This is a genomic window from Pseudomonas sp. BRG-100 (assembly GCF_000737955.1).
Classification (GTDB): domain Bacteria; phylum Pseudomonadota; class Gammaproteobacteria; order Pseudomonadales; family Pseudomonadaceae; genus Aquipseudomonas; species Aquipseudomonas synxantha_A.
Genome location: NZ_JPRX01000001.1, coordinates 3,249,712 through 3,264,997 on the forward strand (window position 1 = coordinate 3,249,712; position 15,286 = coordinate 3,264,997).

General features: G+C 60.1%; 16 protein-coding genes. 7 read left to right on the forward strand and 9 right to left on the reverse strand.

Annotated features, from left to right (window positions below; translation table 11 throughout):
• Positions 1–10 precede the first annotated feature (10 nt).
• The gene (locus JH25_RS13070; RefSeq protein WP_032878580.1) at positions 11–1,012 is read left to right on the forward strand and encodes an LLM class flavin-dependent oxidoreductase; all 1,002 of its coding nucleotides are present in this window, start codon (positions 11–13) and stop codon (positions 1,010–1,012) included.
• Positions 1,013–1,069: 57 nt separating this feature from the next.
• Here the strand turns inward: JH25_RS13070 and JH25_RS13065 are convergent, their stop codons facing one another.
• Both JH25_RS13065 and JH25_RS13060 read right to left on the reverse strand, forming a co-directional pair.
• On the reverse strand, positions 1,070–1,291 hold the full coding sequence (locus tag JH25_RS13065; RefSeq protein ID WP_032878581.1) for a DUF1161 domain-containing protein: 222 nt from the start codon (positions 1,289–1,291) through the stop codon (positions 1,070–1,072).
• A gap of 116 nt (positions 1,292–1,407) precedes the next feature.
• Entirely contained in the window at positions 1,408–1,623 is a 216-nt protein-coding gene (locus JH25_RS13060) for a dodecin (RefSeq protein WP_005783406.1), read from the reverse strand.
• 157 nt (positions 1,624–1,780) lie between these two features.
• On the opposite strand from JH25_RS13060, the gene JH25_RS13055 reads away from it, so the two are divergent.
• Entirely contained in the window at positions 1,781–2,107 is a 327-nt protein-coding gene (locus JH25_RS13055) for a DUF883 family protein (RefSeq protein WP_003187304.1), read from the forward strand.
• Positions 2,108–2,115: 8 nt separating this feature from the next.
• Here JH25_RS13055 and JH25_RS13050 read toward each other — a convergent pair whose 3' ends face one another.
• On the reverse strand, positions 2,116–3,012 hold the full coding sequence (locus JH25_RS13050) for a LysR family transcriptional regulator (RefSeq protein ID WP_032878583.1): 897 nt from the start codon (positions 3,010–3,012) through the stop codon (positions 2,116–2,118).
• 111 nt (positions 3,013–3,123) lie between these two features.
• Here JH25_RS13050 and trpB point away from each other — a divergent pair, with 111 nt between their 5' ends.
• The 3 genes from trpB to JH25_RS13035 all read left to right on the forward strand — a co-directional run bounded on the left by trpB (position 3,124) and on the right by JH25_RS13035 (position 6,988).
• Entirely contained in the window at positions 3,124–4,350 is a 1,227-nt protein-coding gene (gene trpB / locus JH25_RS13045; RefSeq protein WP_005783404.1) for a tryptophan synthase subunit beta, read from the forward strand.
• The gene (trpA, locus tag JH25_RS13040; RefSeq protein WP_005783403.1) at positions 4,351–5,160 is read left to right on the forward strand and encodes a tryptophan synthase subunit alpha; all 810 of its coding nucleotides are present in this window, start codon (positions 4,351–4,353) and stop codon (positions 5,158–5,160) included.
• A 169-nt stretch (positions 5,161–5,329) separates the two neighbouring features.
• Positions 5,330–6,988: an FAD-dependent oxidoreductase gene (locus JH25_RS13035; protein ID WP_032878584.1), complete on the forward strand. Its 1,659-nt coding sequence runs from the start codon at positions 5,330–5,332 to the stop codon at positions 6,986–6,988.
• A 35-nt stretch (positions 6,989–7,023) separates the two neighbouring features.
• Here JH25_RS13035 and JH25_RS13030 read toward each other — a convergent pair whose 3' ends face one another.
• The 6 genes from JH25_RS13030 to JH25_RS13005 form a co-directional block, all read right to left on the reverse strand.
• Positions 7,024–8,328, reverse strand: coding sequence for an MFS transporter (locus tag JH25_RS13030; RefSeq protein WP_005783401.1), 1,305 nt, complete (start codon positions 8,326–8,328; stop codon positions 7,024–7,026).
• Positions 8,329–8,412: 84 nt separating this feature from the next.
• Entirely contained in the window at positions 8,413–9,561 is a 1,149-nt protein-coding gene (dgoD, locus tag JH25_RS13025; RefSeq protein ID WP_005783400.1) for a galactonate dehydratase, read from the reverse strand.
• A 48-nt stretch (positions 9,562–9,609) separates the two neighbouring features.
• Positions 9,610–10,230, reverse strand: a complete 621-nt coding sequence (locus JH25_RS13020; protein WP_005783399.1) for a 2-dehydro-3-deoxy-6-phosphogalactonate aldolase — start codon at positions 10,228–10,230, stop codon at positions 9,610–9,612.
• Between the two features lies 1 nt (position 10,231).
• Entirely contained in the window at positions 10,232–11,191 is a 960-nt protein-coding gene (locus JH25_RS13015; RefSeq protein ID WP_032878585.1) for a 2-dehydro-3-deoxygalactonokinase, read from the reverse strand.
• Positions 11,192–11,367: 176 nt separating this feature from the next.
• The gene (locus JH25_RS13010; RefSeq protein ID WP_032878586.1) at positions 11,368–11,694 is read right to left on the reverse strand and encodes a DOPA 4,5-dioxygenase family protein; all 327 of its coding nucleotides are present in this window, start codon (positions 11,692–11,694) and stop codon (positions 11,368–11,370) included.
• 30 nt (positions 11,695–11,724) lie between these two features.
• A complete protein-coding gene (locus tag JH25_RS13005; RefSeq protein ID WP_032878587.1) occupies positions 11,725–12,675 on the reverse strand; it encodes a choline sulfate utilization transcriptional regulator in 951 nt (316 codons plus the stop codon).
• 103 nt (positions 12,676–12,778) lie between these two features.
• Here JH25_RS13005 and betC point away from each other — a divergent pair, with 103 nt between their 5' ends.
• Both betC and choX read left to right on the forward strand, forming a co-directional pair.
• A complete protein-coding gene (gene betC, locus JH25_RS13000; RefSeq protein WP_032878588.1) occupies positions 12,779–14,293 on the forward strand; it encodes a choline-sulfatase in 1,515 nt (504 codons plus the stop codon).
• 18 nt (positions 14,294–14,311) lie between these two features.
• On the forward strand, positions 14,312–15,226 hold the full coding sequence (gene choX / locus JH25_RS12995) for a choline ABC transporter substrate-binding protein (RefSeq protein WP_032878589.1): 915 nt from the start codon (positions 14,312–14,314) through the stop codon (positions 15,224–15,226).
• The last annotated feature ends 60 nt before the right edge of the window (positions 15,227–15,286 follow it).

Below are 15,286 nucleotides of genomic sequence, written 5' to 3' on the forward strand. Positions count from 1 at the left end.
AAGCAGGCTGATGAAATCGCTGTCCGACGTAAAGTTTTCGACCCTCGACCTGGTGCCCGTGCGTGCCAATGGCAGCCCGGCGCAATCGCTGCGCAATTCCCTGGACTTGGCCCAACACGTGGAAAAGTTCGGCTACAACCGCTTCTGGGTGGCTGAGCACCACAATATGGACGGCATCGCCAGCTCGGCCACTTCAGTATTGCTCGGCTATCTGGCTGGCGGCACCTCGACCATTCGTGTCGGTTCCGGCGGCGTCATGCTGCCTAACCACGCGCCATTGGTGATTGCCGAACAGTTCGGCACTCTGGAAAGCCTCTACCCAGGCCGTATCGACCTGGGCCTGGGCCGCGCGCCCGGTTCTGACCAGATGACCGCTCGCGCCCTGCGCCGTGAACGCTCCGGCAGTGCCGATGACTTCCCCGAAGACGTAGCCGAACTCATGGCCTACCTGGGCCCGCGTACGCCCGACCAACGGGTGATCGCCGTACCGGGCACGGGCACCAATGTGCCAGTGTGGCTGTTGGGTTCGAGCCTGTTCAGCGCGCAATTGGCCGGTGAGCGTGGCTTGCCCTACGCCTTCGCCTCCCACTTCGCACCGCGCCTGATGCATGAGGCGATTCGTGTGTACCGCAATCACTTCAAGCCTTCGGCGGTACTGGACAAGCCCTACGTGATGCTCGGCATTCCACTGGTGGCAGCCGATACCGACGAACAGGCCGATTACCTGGCCACCTCGATGTACCAACGCATCCTCGCGCTGATGCGCGGCCAGAGCCTGGTGCAGCGCCCACCGGTAAAAACCATGGACGGCTTGTGGCTGCCCCATGAAAAAGACGCGGTGGGTAGCTTCCTTGGCCTGGCCATGGTGGGTAGCCCGGCGAAGATTCGCGCCAAGCTGGAGGTGTTGATCGAGCAGACCGGCGCCGATGAGCTGATTTTTACCAGTGACCTTTATGAGCACGCCGACCGGATTCATTCCTACGAGCTGCTGGCACAGGTGATGAAGGACTGAAATCCAAGCGAAAAAAACCGACGCACTTGCGTCGGTTTTTATGTCTGGAGCACGGAATCAACCGCGCTTGTAGACAATTTCCTTGGTGTCGCCGCCGCACGTCCCTACGACGTCACCACCCGCTGCGGCACCTTTATCTACGATTTCCAAAGAGTAATGCGGTACGCCCTTGGCATCGATTTTCGCTGCGATCTCGCTTTTCAGCTCCTCACAGTCCTTGGCTGCCATCGCCGTACCCGCAATGCTCAACAAACCCACCGCCAACAGAAACTTCTTCATCCGTTACTTTCCTTGCGCTGATCAAAAAGAGCGTGCCAACGCTCATCGCATCGGCACGCATTCGTTGTAGCGCAGGTTATGGCAATCGGCCAGCGGGCAAAGTTCAACTGAGCGGATTAACTACTCGCAATTCGGAACCCCACTTTCAGCGTGACCTGGAAGTGCGCGGCCTTGCCATCCTTGATGTGACCACGGGTTTCAGTCACCTCGAACCACTCCAGGTGCTTGATGCTTTTGTTGGCTTCAGCCAGAGCATTGTTGATTGCGTCTTCGATGCTGGTGGTGGAAGAGCCCACCAGTTCGACTTTCTTGTAGGTGTGATGATCACTCATGGCGTTTCTCCTATAGGTCGTCAATCAAGACTAGCAGCGAATGTGCTTACTGCTTCTGGCGACCGCTGGGAGGTGAAAGTTCAGAATTACTGCACTTTCTGAAACCGGCGCAGTCGGTATCTACACACGCCACTCAATCACTTCAGGAGATGTCCACATGGCCAACACTTCTTTACGCAAAGCGTCGCTGGAAAGCATGGAAGCCGAGATTTCGAGCCTGCTCAAATCTCTGGAGAGCCTCAAGGACGACGCGTCCGATGAGTCGCGCAAAACGCTGAAGGCCCTGAAAAGCAATGCCGAGAACGCCCTCAAGCACTCTCGCCACCTGATCAGCGACGCCTATGAAGAAAGCAAAGTCAAAATTCGTGAAACCAGTGCTGCCACCCGTGACTACGCACAAGAGCACCCATGGACGACCGCCGGCGTTGCCGTAGGTGCACTGGGCTTGCTGGCAGCCTACCTGCTGTGCAAGCGCGGTGACTGATTGACCGGTTACACCGGTTGACGCAACAGCTCAGCCTTGAGCCATTGCGCCAACTGCCCGGCGCGCCCGTCTGCGGCGCGCTTGGGTAGCCACAACGCCAGGTGCGCCGGGGTTTCGCTGAAGCCCCACGGCGCCACCAGGCGACCCGCTCGCAGGTCCTCTGCCACCAGTGGTTCTGGCGCAATCGCCACTCCCAATCCTGCTACTGCCGCTTCCAGCAAATAATACAAGTGCTCAAACCCCTGGCCGAGTTTCAACGCGCCGGGCTCGATGCCGTGTTGCCGCGCCCAACTGGGCCAGGCCTGGGGTCGTGAGGTGGTGTGCAACAACGCTTCGCTTACCAATGCCGTTGCTGGAGCCTGACGCAACTGTTCAAAACCTGCGAAACGAGGGCTCAACACCGGGCCGATGCGCTCGCTGGCCAGCTCATACACCTGCATATCTGCCGGCCACGGCGGCTCGGCGAATACCAGTAAGGCGTCCAGGCCTGGCCGCCGGGGGTCCAGATCGCCTTCGCCCGCCGACAGGTGCAGGCGCAAATCTGGCAAGTCCGCATTCAAGCGCCCCAGCCGGGGGATAAACCAGCGCGCCAGCAAACTGCCCGAACAGCCGAGCACGAAGGGCGCGTCGACGCCGCTTTGGGAGAGTTCGGCGCACGCGTCCCGCAGCCGCTCGAAAGCCTCCACGCTGGCATCCCGAAGCCGTACGCCTGCATCTGTGAGTTTAAGGCCACGTCCATCCTTGACGAACAGGCTCACACCCAAATGTTCTTCCAGTACTTTCAACTGCCGGCTGACCGCACCGTGGGTCACGTGCAGTTGCTCAGCGGCTTGGCTGACGCTACTGAAGCGGGCGGTGGCTTCAAAAGCACGCAAGGCATTGAGGGGTGGTAGGTCGCGGCTCATCTGTGAGTTTTCCTGACAGGTTACGGCGATCTTATCGGTTTTCAGGCCAAAGCGTCAGGGGTAGAGTGGCCGTCATTGCCTCTCAACACACATTCATTCCTGGAGCGCCCCATGACCCAGTCCCAGACCGATCTACGCAACGGCCCTGACGCCAACGGCCTGTTTGGTGCGTTCGGCGGCCGCTACGTGGCTGAAACGCTGATGCCGTTGATCCTCGACCTGGCCCGTGAATACGAAGCGGCCAAAGTGGATCCAGCGTTCAATGAAGAATTGGCCTACTTCCAGCGCGATTACGTCGGACGCCCAAGCCCGCTGTACTTCGCCGAACGCCTGACGGAGTTCTGTGGCGGCGCCAAGATCTATCTCAAGCGCGAAGAGCTGAACCACACCGGCGCGCACAAGATCAACAACTGCATCGGCCAGATCCTGCTGGCACGGCGCATGGGCAAGAAACGCATCATCGCCGAGACCGGTGCCGGTATGCACGGCGTAGCCACCGCTACCGTTGCCGCACGCTTCGGCCTGCAATGCGTGATCTACATGGGCACCACCGATATCGAGCGCCAGCAGGCCAACGTGTTTCGCATGAAGCTGCTGGGTGCCGAAGTGATCCCGGTGGTCGCCGGCACCGGCACCCTCAAAGACGCCATGAACGAAGCCCTGCGTGACTGGGTGACCAACGTCGACAGCACCTTCTACCTGATCGGCACCGTGGCCGGCCCGCATCCTTACCCGGCCATGGTGCGCGACTTCCAGGCCGTGATCGGCAAGGAAACCCGCACCCAACTGCAAGCCCAGGAAGGCCGCCTGCCGGATAGCCTGGTGGCGTGCATCGGCGGTGGCTCCAACGCCATGGGCTTATTCCACCCGTTCCTGGATGACACCAGCGTCGAAATCATCGGCGTCGAAGCAGCGGGCCATGGCATCGAAACCGGCAAGCACGCCGCCAGCCTCAACGGCGGCGTACCCGGCGTGCTGCACGGCAACCGCACCTTCCTGCTGCAGGACGACGACGGCCAGATCATCGACGCCCATTCGATTTCCGCCGGCCTCGACTACCCCGGCATCGGCCCTGAGCACGCCTGGTTGCATGACATCGGCCGCGTCCAGTACACCTCGGTAACTGATGACGAAGCCCTGGATGCATTCCACAAATGCTGCCGCCTGGAAGGGATAATTCCTGCGCTGGAAAGCGCCCACGCCCTGGCTGAAGTGTTCAAGCGCGCACCCACCCTGCCCAAGGATCATCTGATGGTGGTCAATCTCTCGGGCCGTGGCGACAAAGATATGCAGACCGTGATGCATCACATGGAACAGTCCAAGCAGGAGAAACACTAAATGAGCCGCCTGCAAACCCGCTTTGCGCAACTCAAGGAACAAAACCGCGCCGCCCTGGTGACCTTCGTCACCGCTGGCGACCCGGGTTATGACGCCTCGCTGGCGATCCTCAAGGGCTTGCCGGCCGCCGGCGCCGACGTGATCGAGCTGGGCATGCCCTTCACCGATCCGATGGCAGACGGCCCGGCGATTCAACTGGCTAATATCCGTGCGCTGGACGCCAAGCAAAACCTGGCGAAAACCCTGCAAATGGTCCGCGAGTTCCGCACCGACGACAGCGACACCCCTCTGGTGTTGATGGGCTACTTCAACCCCATTCACAAATACGGTGTGCCGCAGTTTATCGCCGATGCGAAGGCAGCCGGCGTCGACGGCCTGATCGTGGTCGACATGCCACCTGAGCACAACGGCGAGTTGTGCGACCCGGCTCAGGCCGCGGGCATCGACTTTATCCGCCTGACCACGCCGACCACCGATGACGTGCGCCTGCCGACGGTGCTCAACGGCAGTTCCGGGTTTGTGTATTACGTGTCGGTAGCAGGCGTGACCGGTGCCGGCGCCGCCACGCTGGAACACGTCGAAGAAGCGGTCACGCGTCTGCGTCGCCACACCGACCTGCCGATCAGCATCGGTTTCGGTATTCGTACACCGGAACAAGCTGCGGCCATTGCGCGCCTGGCCGACGGTGTGGTGGTGGGTTCGGCACTGATCGATCACATCGCCAATGCCGGCAGCGACCAGCAAGCGATCGATGGCGTGCTGAGTCATTGCGCGGCGCTGTCGGCAGGTGTGCGCAACGCACGCAAGTAAGCACCTGCGTTTTGATACTTGCGCTACGCTGAGGGGTGACACCACGTCACCCCAACGCACTTCCATGCCTATTGCCGTCTAACCACCCTCGCAAGCCCCCCGCATTTCTTGCTTCCCGGTCGTTAAGTTAGTTGCATCAGAAGTCATCCCTGGCTCTCAGGAGTACATCATGGCCTTTGATCTCATTACCTCTTCAGACTCCCGTCACTCAACCTTGCAAAAGGGCTTCAACCTGCGCTGGCCGTTGGGCAATGTGCAGGGTCAGTCTTCGCAAAATGGCGCCAACCTGATCTACCTCTGCCGCAACCCACAAGACATCATTGACGCCGCCGCGCAGGCATTGGCCCTTCCCGAGGGGCGCATCACCGTACGCAGTGGTGGTCATTGCTACGAAGGCTTTGTCGCCAACAAGATGCCCGACAGTCCACTTGAGGTACTGTCGATTCTGGATATCAGTGCGTTGAACCAGGTGGTCTATGACGCCAGCGGGCAAATCGGCTCCGAGCTGGACCCCAGCGCTGCTGAACGCTATAGCTTTCGCCTGGAAGCCGGCGGACAAAACTGGGATGCCTATGTCGCGTTATACAAGCTGGCCAACAAAACCCTGCCCGGTGGCTCGTGTTATTCAGTGGGCCTTGGCGGACATATTTGCGGGGGCGGCTATGGGCTGCTGTCGCGCAAATATGGACTGGTATGTGACTGGCTCAGCGGTGTGGATATCCTGGTGCCCGACAGCCTTGGCAAAGGCCTCGAACCGCGCCACGTTTCTCGCGACAGCACCAATCAGGACGAACTGGACCTGTTCGCCGCGTGTTGCGGTGCCGGTGGCGGACAGTTCGGCATCATCACCAGCTATTACTTCAAAGACCTGCCACCGGCACCGAAAGAGGTACTGTGGCTGGTGTTGGAATGGGACTGGTCCGTACTGACCAAACCTGCACTCGATAACCTGCTGGTGGCCTATCAATCATGGTTCGCCAGCAATCAAAGCAACACGGACACTTGGGGCCTGGCGACCAAGCTGGAGATGCGCCACCAGCACACAGGCAATGTGACCCTGGGTATTCACTATGTGGACAAGGATGGCGAACTGAACGAGCGAGCCCCTTTCGATGATTTTGTCGACAAGATGCTGACAGCCATCGGGCTACCTGCTACCGAGTCAGTGGTGCCGTTTCACGTCATCCATCAGCCGCGTGGTAGCTGCGCGGGACGCACCATCAATTCATTGGAATCCGCCGAGGAAGCTACCCAACGCGTGGATTGGCTGGTATGCCAACAGACATTGAATGGCTCGGGGGACAACCAGCGTGGGCGTTATAAGTCGGCTTATCAGAAGGGCGTGTTCAGCCCTCAAGTGCTGGACGCCATCTGGACCACATTGACCTGGCCAGACCCTGATAACCACCTGACACAAAGCCTCATTCAGATTCAGTCTTTCGGTGGCCAGATCAATGCCGCCAGCGAGCCAGTGCGCAGGGAGTCGTCAGCCGCTCAGCGCTCGTCATACCTCAAGTGGCAACCGCAATGTTACTGGCGCGGCGATAGCGCCGCCTCGGATCAAGCCCATGCCGACTGGATCCGAGGGTTGTACTTTAACGCGTTCGCCGATGATCAGGGCGTACCGGTCAACGACGAGTTTGAAGGTTGTTACATCAATTATCCCGACCTCGATATGACCTACATCGGTGGCAATCCGGCCAATGGTAAAAACCCACAGTGGTACAAGATCTTCTTTCCCGACCTGATCATCGAAAGCCGCCTGCGGCGTACCAAGCAGCGCTGGGACCCACACAACATTTTCCATAACGAAATGTCGGTGCCGTAATCGCGAAAGAAGGGCGACTCCAAGGTCGCCCTTTTTTACAGCTCGATCCGCTCGACTTTACCTACAAGCAATATGTAGGAAAGTGCTCCCAGCAACGCCAGCACCGCGATGTAAGTAATCGCCGGCGCAAACGACGAACCACTGGCCAGAAAGCCGATCACGATGGGCGTAGCGATTGCCGACAGGTTACCGATGAAGTTGAACACGCCTCCGGTCAGCCCCAGCAACCGCGCAGGCGCCAAGGTCGAAACCAGCGACCAAGTGATCGACGCCAGGCCATTGCCGAAAAATGCCACCGCCAGAAACGCGATGACCCACGCCGTGGAGTCCACGTAGTTGGCACCGATGATCGCCGTGGAAATCAGCAGCCCACTGATGATCGGCAACTTGCGGGCAAAGCCTACCGAGGCACCACGACGGATCAACCAATCGGAAAACACCCCCGAACACAGCACGCCCACAAAAGCGGCCAGGAACGGCAACGACGCCAACAAACCTGACTGGATAAAGTCCATGCCGCGGTATTTCACCAGGTACGTCGGGAACCAGGTCAGGAAGAACCACAGCGTGGAGTTCAGGCAAAACTGCCCCAAGTAAATGCCCCACAGCTTGCGCTTGCTCAGCACGATGCCGAGGTCGGTCCAACTGAAGGGTGCCTTGACGGTTTTCGCCTGCATGTCCACCAGCCCGCCACCGTCGCGGATCAATTGGATTTCGGCTTCGTTGGCGCCTTTGAAATCTTTGGGCTCGCGATACACCGCGTACCAGATCGCGGCCCACAGGATGCCAACGCCACCGGTAACGACAAACACCATGTGCCAGCCGTACTGATGCTGCAGCCACGCCAGTACCGGGGTGAGGAACGCCAGGCCGACGAATTGCCCGGAGGTGTAGACGCCAATTGCCGTGGCGCGCTCGCGCTCGGGAAACCAGGTGGTGACCACACGGCTGTTGATGGGATAGGCCGGCGCCTCCAACGCGCCAACGGCCATGCGCAACACGAACAACGCGATAAAGCTGGCGGCGAAACCAAGCATCACGGTGGCAATCGACCACAGCAGCAGGGCCGCCGTGTAGAGAATGCGCGGCGGCACGCGGTCAACCAGCCAGCCGCCGGGGATTTGCATGGCCGCGTAAGTCCAACCGAAAGCGGAGAAAATAAGCCCGACCTGCACCGGGTCGATACCCAGTTCGCTGGTCAGCGCAGGCGCGGCAATCGACAGGTTGCTGCGGTCCAGGTAGTTGATTACCACGGTGATGAACAGCAGCACCATGATGAAAAAGCGCTTTCGGCTGGGCGTGACTAAGGGTGCCTGCCCGGTGAGGGATTCAGGGTGCATGGGGTGCCTCTTTTTATGTTTGTTGAGGACAAAACGTGTTGAAGGAACGCGGTCAATGTGGGAGCGCATTCCTTCAGATAAAAATCACCACTCGGCAAAACTGCCATCGGCGTGGCGCCAGATCGGATTGCGCCAGCGATGGCCGATAGCCGCGCGCTCAATCACATATTCCTCGTTGATCTCGATGCCCAGGCCCGGGCCGTTGGGGATCTTCACAAAGCCCTGGTCATAGTCGAACACGCCCGGGTCGCGCACGTAGTCGAGCAGGTCGTTGCTTTCGTTATAGTGGATACCCAGGCTTTGCTCCTGGATAAATGCGTTGTAGCAAGCCGCATCCAGTTGCAGGCACGCTGCCAGGGCAATCGGGCCCAGCGGACAGTGCAGGGCCAGGGCCACGTCGTAGGCTTCGGCCATGTTGGCGATCTTGCGGGTTTCGGTAATCCCGCCTGCGTGGGAGGCGTCCGGCTGGATGATGTCGACGTAGCCTTCGCTGAGCACACGCTTGAAATCCCAACGCGAAAACAGGCGCTCGCCCAGGGCAATCGGCGTACTGGTCAGCGGCGCCAGTTCTTTCAATGCTTCGTAGTTTTCGCTGAGCACCGGTTCTTCAATGAACATCAGTTTGTAAGGATCAAGCTCTTTCATCAGCACCTTGGCCATGGGCTTGTGCACGCGGCCATGGAAGTCGACGCCGATACCGACGTTAGGGCCCACCGCATCGCGCACGGCAGCGACATTGGCCAGTGCCAGGTCGACTTTGTCGAAGCTGTCGAGGAACTGCAGTTCTTCGGTGCCGTTCATTTTCACCGCAGTGAAGCCACGAGCCACGGCCTCTTTGGCTGCACGGGCAGTGTCGGCGGGGCGGTCGCCACCGATCCACGAGTACACGCGAATCTTGTCACGCACCTGGCCGCCCAGCAGATCGCTGACCGAGACGCCCAGCGCCTTGCCCTTGATGTCCCACAACGCCTGGTCGATACCGGCGAGGGCGCTCATGTGCACGGCACCGCCGCGATAGAACCCGCCGCGATAGAGCACCGTCCAGATATCTTCAATATTGCGTGGGTCTTTGCCGATCAGGTAGTCGGACAGTTCTTCGACGGCGGCGGCCACTGTGTGAGCGCGGCCTTCGACCACGGGCTCACCCCAGCCAGTCACGCCCTGGTCGGTTTCGACCTTGAGGAAGCACCAGCGCGGCGGGACGATAAAGGTCGTCAATTTGGTGATTTTCATCTCTTGTCTCTCTTATGGATGCAGCGCCTGCGGGCGCGGAACTTGCTATCAGCTCAGGGCTTTCCAGGCGGCGACATAAGCCTGGGCACGGCTCGCGACCTGATCCACTGTCATTCCCGGCTTGAACAACCCGGAGCCCAACCCGAACCCTTTTGCGCCGGCGTCGATAAACACCTGCATGTTGTCCGGCGTAACACCGCCTACCGGCAGCAGCAGCGTGCCCGCCGGCAATACCGCCAGCCACGCCTTGATCACCGAAGGACCGATCTGCTCGGCCGGGAACAGCTTCAATACGTCGGCGCCTTCGGCCAGTGCGGCAAACGCCTCGGTTGGCGTCGCCACGCCAGGCGACAAGTACAGGCCTGCGGCCTTGGCGGCGCGCAGTACTTTGGCATCGCTATGGGGCATGACAATCACCTGTCCACCAGCCGCCTTCACCTGCTCGACCTGTTCAGGCGTCAACACCGTGCCGGCGCCGATCAGGCAATCGGCGGGCAGGCTGTCGCGCAGGGTGCGAATGCTGGTGTACGGCTCCGGCGAATTGAGCGGGACTTCGATCACACGAAAACCCGCGTCGTACAACACCTGGCCGATGGCCTGGGCTTCGTCCGGGCGTATGCCACGCAGGATTGCGATCAAACCGTTTTGCGCGAGTGCTTGCTTGAGCATGTCAGGCCTCCGTTACAGGTTGAGTGAGCCCAGCCGCCACGGCCAATTGCCACAGGCCGCGCTCGGTGGCTTCCTGCGCCAGGCTGACGTGGGCGAAGCCGCAAAGGGCCAGAGCGCGTTGATAGCGGGCGCAGAGTGGGGCGGCGCCAACCAGGATGATCGGCTTGGTTTTGGCGCTGTCTGGCAAACCGGCGAGTTCGTGGCCGATCAACAGGCCGGACAGGTAGTCGGGCTGCTGGTTGGGTGCAAGCTCAGCCGTCAGGCCCAGGGTACGGGCACTGAACAAGGTCGACAGCACGCCACGCCTGCCATCCTTTGAAAGCGCCACGTGCACGCCACGATCAAAGGCCTCGGCCTGGAATTGTTCGCTCGGCTGCTGAGTGCGGCCCAGGATGCTGTGCTTGCTCAATACCGCGAACAGTTCGCCGGTCATGAAGGTGTCGAAATGCGTAATGCAGCCTTCACTCACCTCGACCCATTTGGAGTGGCTGCCGGGCAACCCGATCAGCACTTGGGCCCCAAGCCCCTGCAGCACGCCGAGCACCTGGGTTTCTTCGCCGCGCATCACATTGGGTAAACCCGCTTGCTCAATCACCCCCGGCACAATATGCACATCCACCCCACGCAGGCTGCGCACGCGGTGCAACGCCAAGCCCAGGCTGGCGACATCCACAGGCGTGGCGCAATAAGCCGCCTCGCTCCAACCCTGCGCGCTGCCAACCATACCGCAGGCAATCACTGGCAATTCAGGCTGGGCGTCGAGCCAATCGCCGCAGGCGCTATCGAACGCCAACTCGAAGCCGTCAGTGCAATGAATACCGTTGATGTCCCGTGGCTCGCTGGGCAAATGCATGATGCCCCAGGCTTGCGCGCGCTGTTCCAGCACAACGCCCGCCGAGCCGAGTTTGTAAGCACGAAGGGAGCTGGTCCCCCAATCGAGCGCGATCAATTGCGCCTGCATCGCTTCACCTGAAATGAGTGGGTGCTGAAAAAAGCAGATGGGCGAATATAAACCTACGCGCCGGAATATCTCAATATATAAATATCGATCCCACATAATGAGACGAAGCAAGATTAATCCTACACCGTTCCCTGTTTTTACTTAGGGAAAGGCAAGGCGTTATCTGATAAGGAAAGTTAAAAAACCGACAGATCTAGCTCGCGCATCGCACCCATCCAGATCGCGTAGTCGGTGTGGTCCTTCAGGTCATCGCCGGTTTCAGGATGCAGGAAGACCACCAGGCCATCGCGGTGCAGCGCCAGCCACGGCAACACCACGCCGATGTATTCCGGCTCGAATGCCAGCTGACAACTCCAATCCGGGTGCGGGCCGACCGGCCGCTCATGCACACGGCCCATGCGCAACGGGAACAGCCTGGCGGCGTCCTCACAGAGCGTGCGCGCCTGGTCGATGGTGCTGGCGTCGAAGTAGATATGGGCGTGATAGCCCTTGATACGTTGCATGACGGACTCCGGATCCACGATGTGCCGATCCTAGACCGCAATCGAAGGCAGGGCCAGCCCGGTCAACGACTGCGCACTGCTGGCCTGTTCCGCCATCAGCCATTGGACAAAACGCTCAACCAACTGCCCGCGGCGTTTGCGCTGGGGTTGCACCACGTAATAACCGAAACGCGAGGTCACCGTGGGGCTGATCGGTCGGCACAGCCAGTTCTGTTCCAGCAGGTTATCCACCAGATGGCGCCAGCCGATGGCAACGCCCTGGCCGGCAATCGCAGCCTGAATCAGCAAGGTGTAGTTGTCGAAGCGCAATTGCCCGGGAGTTGGCGCAGCGGATATACCCAATTGGCGGAACACCCCGCTCCAGTCGAACCATTGGCTGTTGTTTTCCTGACGCAGGTGCAGCAACGGGTACTCGGGCAAGGATTGCACCGTCATCGGCGCGGCCTGAGCCTTGAGCCACTGCGGGCTGCATACCGGGAACACTTCCTCATTGAACAACCACAGGCTGTCGCCCTGCTTGAAACGGCCATCGCCGAACAGCACCGCCACATCGATATCGCTGCGCAGGCTGGCGTGGTTGCGCTCACTGGTAACCAGGCTCACATCCACCTGCGGGTTGGCCTGGTGAAAGCGATGCAGGCGCGGCATCAGCCAATAGGCGGCGAAGGCGAAGTCGGTAGCCACTTGCAGTACTTCGTGCTGGTCCTGTTGGGTGATGGTGCTGAGCCCTTGATTGATGCTTTGCAGGGCGCCCTGTACGTGCTCGAACAACAGCACGCCGGCGTCGGTCAGTTCGATACCGCGATAGATGCGGTCAAACAGGCGGATTGCCAGTTGTTCTTCAAGACGCTTGATCTGCTGGCTGACCGCCGGCTGGGTGGTGCCAAGCTCCATCGCCGCGGCGGTAAAACTGCGGTGGCGCGCCGCCGCTTCGAAGGCTCGCAGCAGATCGAGAGAGAGGTTACCCAGCGCTTCATACATAAGCTGTCGTTATCCTAGGCATTGCTTGTCATGGGCTTTACCCTGATTTCCATGGGCCGCATTCTCATTGGCATAAACACTTACTATGGAATGCCGAGAAACCATGAAGCGCAAGAACATTCTTTTCATCATGGCCGATCAAATGGCCGCGCCCATGCTGCCGTTCTACGGGCCTTCCTCGATCAAGCTGCCCAACCTCAGCCGCCTCGCCGCCCAAGGCGTGGTATTCGAGGCCGCCTATTGCAACAGTCCGTTGTGTGCGCCTTCGCGCTTCACTCTGGTCAGCGGCCAGTTGCCGAGCAAGATCGGCGCCTACGACAACGCTGCCGATTTCCCCGCCGATGTGCCGACCTATGCCCACTACCTGCGTCGCCTCGGCTACCGCACCGCGTTGTCGGGCAAGATGCATTTCTGTGGCCCCGACCAGTTGCACGGCTATGAAGAACGCCTGACCAGCGATATCTACCCCGCGGATTATGGCTGGGCGGTGAATTGGGATGAGCCCGACGTACGCCCCACCTGGTACCACAACATGTCTTCGGTGCTGCAAGCGGGCCCGTGCGTGCGCACCAACCAGCTGGACTTCGACGAGGAGGTGGTGTTCAAGGCGCAGCAATACCTGTTCGATCATATCCGCGAGGACGGTGATCGGCCCTTCTGCCTGACCGTATCGATGACCCATCCCCACGACCCTTACACTATTCCCAAGCCGTTCTGGGACCTGTACGACGACGCCGACATCCCTTTGCCTGCAACGCCGGCGCAAGCAGAGCTGGACCCACACTCCCAGCGTCTGCTCAAGGTCTATGACTTGTGGGATAAACCGCTGCCTGTGGACAAGATCCGCGATGCCCGTCGCGCCTACTTCGGTGCGTGCAGTTACATCGACAGCAATGTCGGCAAACTCCTGCAAACCCTGGAAGACACCGGCCTGGCTGACGACACCCTGATCATCTTCTCCGGCGACCACGGTGACATGCTCGGCGAGCGTGGCCTCTGGTACAAAATGCACTGGTTTGAAATGGCCGCCCGCGTGCCGCTGCTGATCAGCGCGCCGGGCCAATTTGCGGCTGGACGGGTCACTCAGGCCGTGTCCACCGCCGACCTGCTGCCGACCCTGGTGGAGCTGGCCGGCGGCGAGCTGGACCCACACTTGCCGCTGGACGGTCGCTCTCTGGTCCCGCACCTGCAAGGGCAGGGCGGGCATGACGAAGTGTTTGGCGAATACATGGCCGAAGGCACCATCAGCCCATTGATGATGATTCGCCGGGGCGCCTACAAATTTATCTACAGCGAGGACGACCCTTGCCTACTGTTTGATGTGCGCAACGACCCGCACGAGCGGGAAAACCTCAGCCTGTCAGCAGAACATCGCTCGCTGTTCGAGGCCTTTTTGTGTGAAGCGCGGGCCAAATGGGACATCCCGGCGATCCATCAGCAAGTGCTTGCCAGCCAGCGTCGGCGCCGTCTGGTGTTTGAGGCACTGACTCAAGGCACGCTCAAGAGCTGGGACCACCAGCCACAGGTGGATGCCAGTCAGCAGTACATGCGCAACCATATCGACCTCGACGACCTGGAGCGCAAGGCACGTTATCCACAACCCTGCCAAAACCAATAAACAGACAGAGGGAAGGCCATGCAAAAGTTGACCGTGGTACTGAGCATATTGGCGCTGGGCAGCGCCAACGTGTACGCAGACGCTCGCTGTGAAACGGTAAAGATGGCCGATCCAGGCTGGAGCGACATTGCCGCCACCAATGCCATTACCGGTTTTTTGCTGACGGGGATGGGCTACAAAGCCAAGGTCGATACCCTGGCGGTGCCGATCACTTTTGGCGGGCTCAAGGACGGTCAGGTGGATGTGTTTCTCGGCAACTGGATGCCGGCGCAACAAGGTTTTTATGACAAGTTCGTGGCCAACGGCGATGTGGTGCAACTGGCGAAGAACCTCGACGGCACCGAGTTCACCCTCGCGGTGCCGGACTACGTATGGGACGCCGGCGTACGTGACTTTGCCGACCTGAACAAGTTTGCCGACAAGTTCGACAAGAAGATCTACGGCATCGGCTCCGGCGCGCCGGCAAATATCTCGTTGCAGGAGATCATCAAAAAGAATGACTTCGACCTGGGCCAGTGGAAGCTGATCGAATCCAGCGAGCAGGCGATGCTCGCCGAGGTGTCGCGAGCGGTGAAGAAACAGCGCTTCGTCACCTTCCTCGGCTGGACGCCGCACCCGATGAACGTGCAGTTGAAGATGCATTACCTCAAGGGCGGCGAGCAGTATTTTGGCGCCACCGGTAGCGTGTATACCTTGACCCGCAAGGGTTACGCCCAAGCCTGCCCGAATGTCGCCAAACTGCTGACCAACCTGAGTTTCACCCAGGAGATGGAGAACGGCATCATGGCGCAGGTGGCCAACAACAAGGTCAGCAATGCCGAGGCGGCCAAAGCGTGGATCAAGGCCAACCCCGCGGTGCTGGACAAGTGGCTCGACGGCGTGAAAACCCTGGATGGCCAGGATGCGTTGCCCGCGGTCAAAGCCCAACTCTAAGATGCGCCTGGATCCAAATGTGGGAGGGGGCTTGCCCCCGATGACGGCCTATCAGCTATG

Excerpts from the sequence above, each read along its gene's own strand:
- JH25_RS13070 (WP_032878580.1), top strand. The coding sequence starts at position 11 with ATGAAATCGCTGTCCGACGTAAAGTTTTCGACCCTCGACCTGGTGCCC.
- JH25_RS13065 (WP_032878581.1), bottom strand. The coding sequence starts at position 1,291 with ATGAAGAAGTTTCTGTTGGCGGTGGGTTTGTTGAGCATTGCGGGTACG.
- JH25_RS13060 (WP_005783406.1), bottom strand. The coding sequence starts at position 1,623 with ATGAGTGATCATCACACCTACAAGAAAGTCGAACTGGTGGGCTCTTCC.
- JH25_RS13055 (WP_003187304.1), top strand. The coding sequence starts at position 1,781 with ATGGCCAACACTTCTTTACGCAAAGCGTCGCTGGAAAGCATGGAAGCC.
- JH25_RS13050 (WP_032878583.1), bottom strand. The coding sequence starts at position 3,012 with ATGAGCCGCGACCTACCACCCCTCAATGCCTTGCGTGCTTTTGAAGCC.
- trpB (WP_005783404.1), top strand. The coding sequence starts at position 3,124 with ATGACCCAGTCCCAGACCGATCTACGCAACGGCCCTGACGCCAACGGC.
- trpA (WP_005783403.1), top strand. The coding sequence starts at position 4,351 with ATGAGCCGCCTGCAAACCCGCTTTGCGCAACTCAAGGAACAAAACCGC.
- JH25_RS13035 (WP_032878584.1), top strand. The coding sequence starts at position 5,330 with ATGGCCTTTGATCTCATTACCTCTTCAGACTCCCGTCACTCAACCTTG.
- JH25_RS13030 (WP_005783401.1), bottom strand. The coding sequence starts at position 8,328 with ATGCACCCTGAATCCCTCACCGGGCAGGCACCCTTAGTCACGCCCAGC.
- dgoD (WP_005783400.1), bottom strand. The coding sequence starts at position 9,561 with ATGAAAATCACCAAATTGACGACCTTTATCGTCCCGCCGCGCTGGTGC.
- JH25_RS13020 (WP_005783399.1), bottom strand. The coding sequence starts at position 10,230 with ATGCTCAAGCAAGCACTCGCGCAAAACGGTTTGATCGCAATCCTGCGT.
- JH25_RS13015 (WP_032878585.1), bottom strand. The coding sequence starts at position 11,191 with ATGCAGGCGCAATTGATCGCGCTCGATTGGGGGACCAGCTCCCTTCGT.
- JH25_RS13010 (WP_032878586.1), bottom strand. The coding sequence starts at position 11,694 with ATGCAACGTATCAAGGGCTATCACGCCCATATCTACTTCGACGCCAGC.
- JH25_RS13005 (WP_032878587.1), bottom strand. The coding sequence starts at position 12,675 with ATGTATGAAGCGCTGGGTAACCTCTCTCTCGATCTGCTGCGAGCCTTC.
- betC (WP_032878588.1), top strand. The coding sequence starts at position 12,779 with ATGAAGCGCAAGAACATTCTTTTCATCATGGCCGATCAAATGGCCGCG.
- choX (WP_032878589.1), top strand. The coding sequence starts at position 14,312 with ATGCAAAAGTTGACCGTGGTACTGAGCATATTGGCGCTGGGCAGCGCC.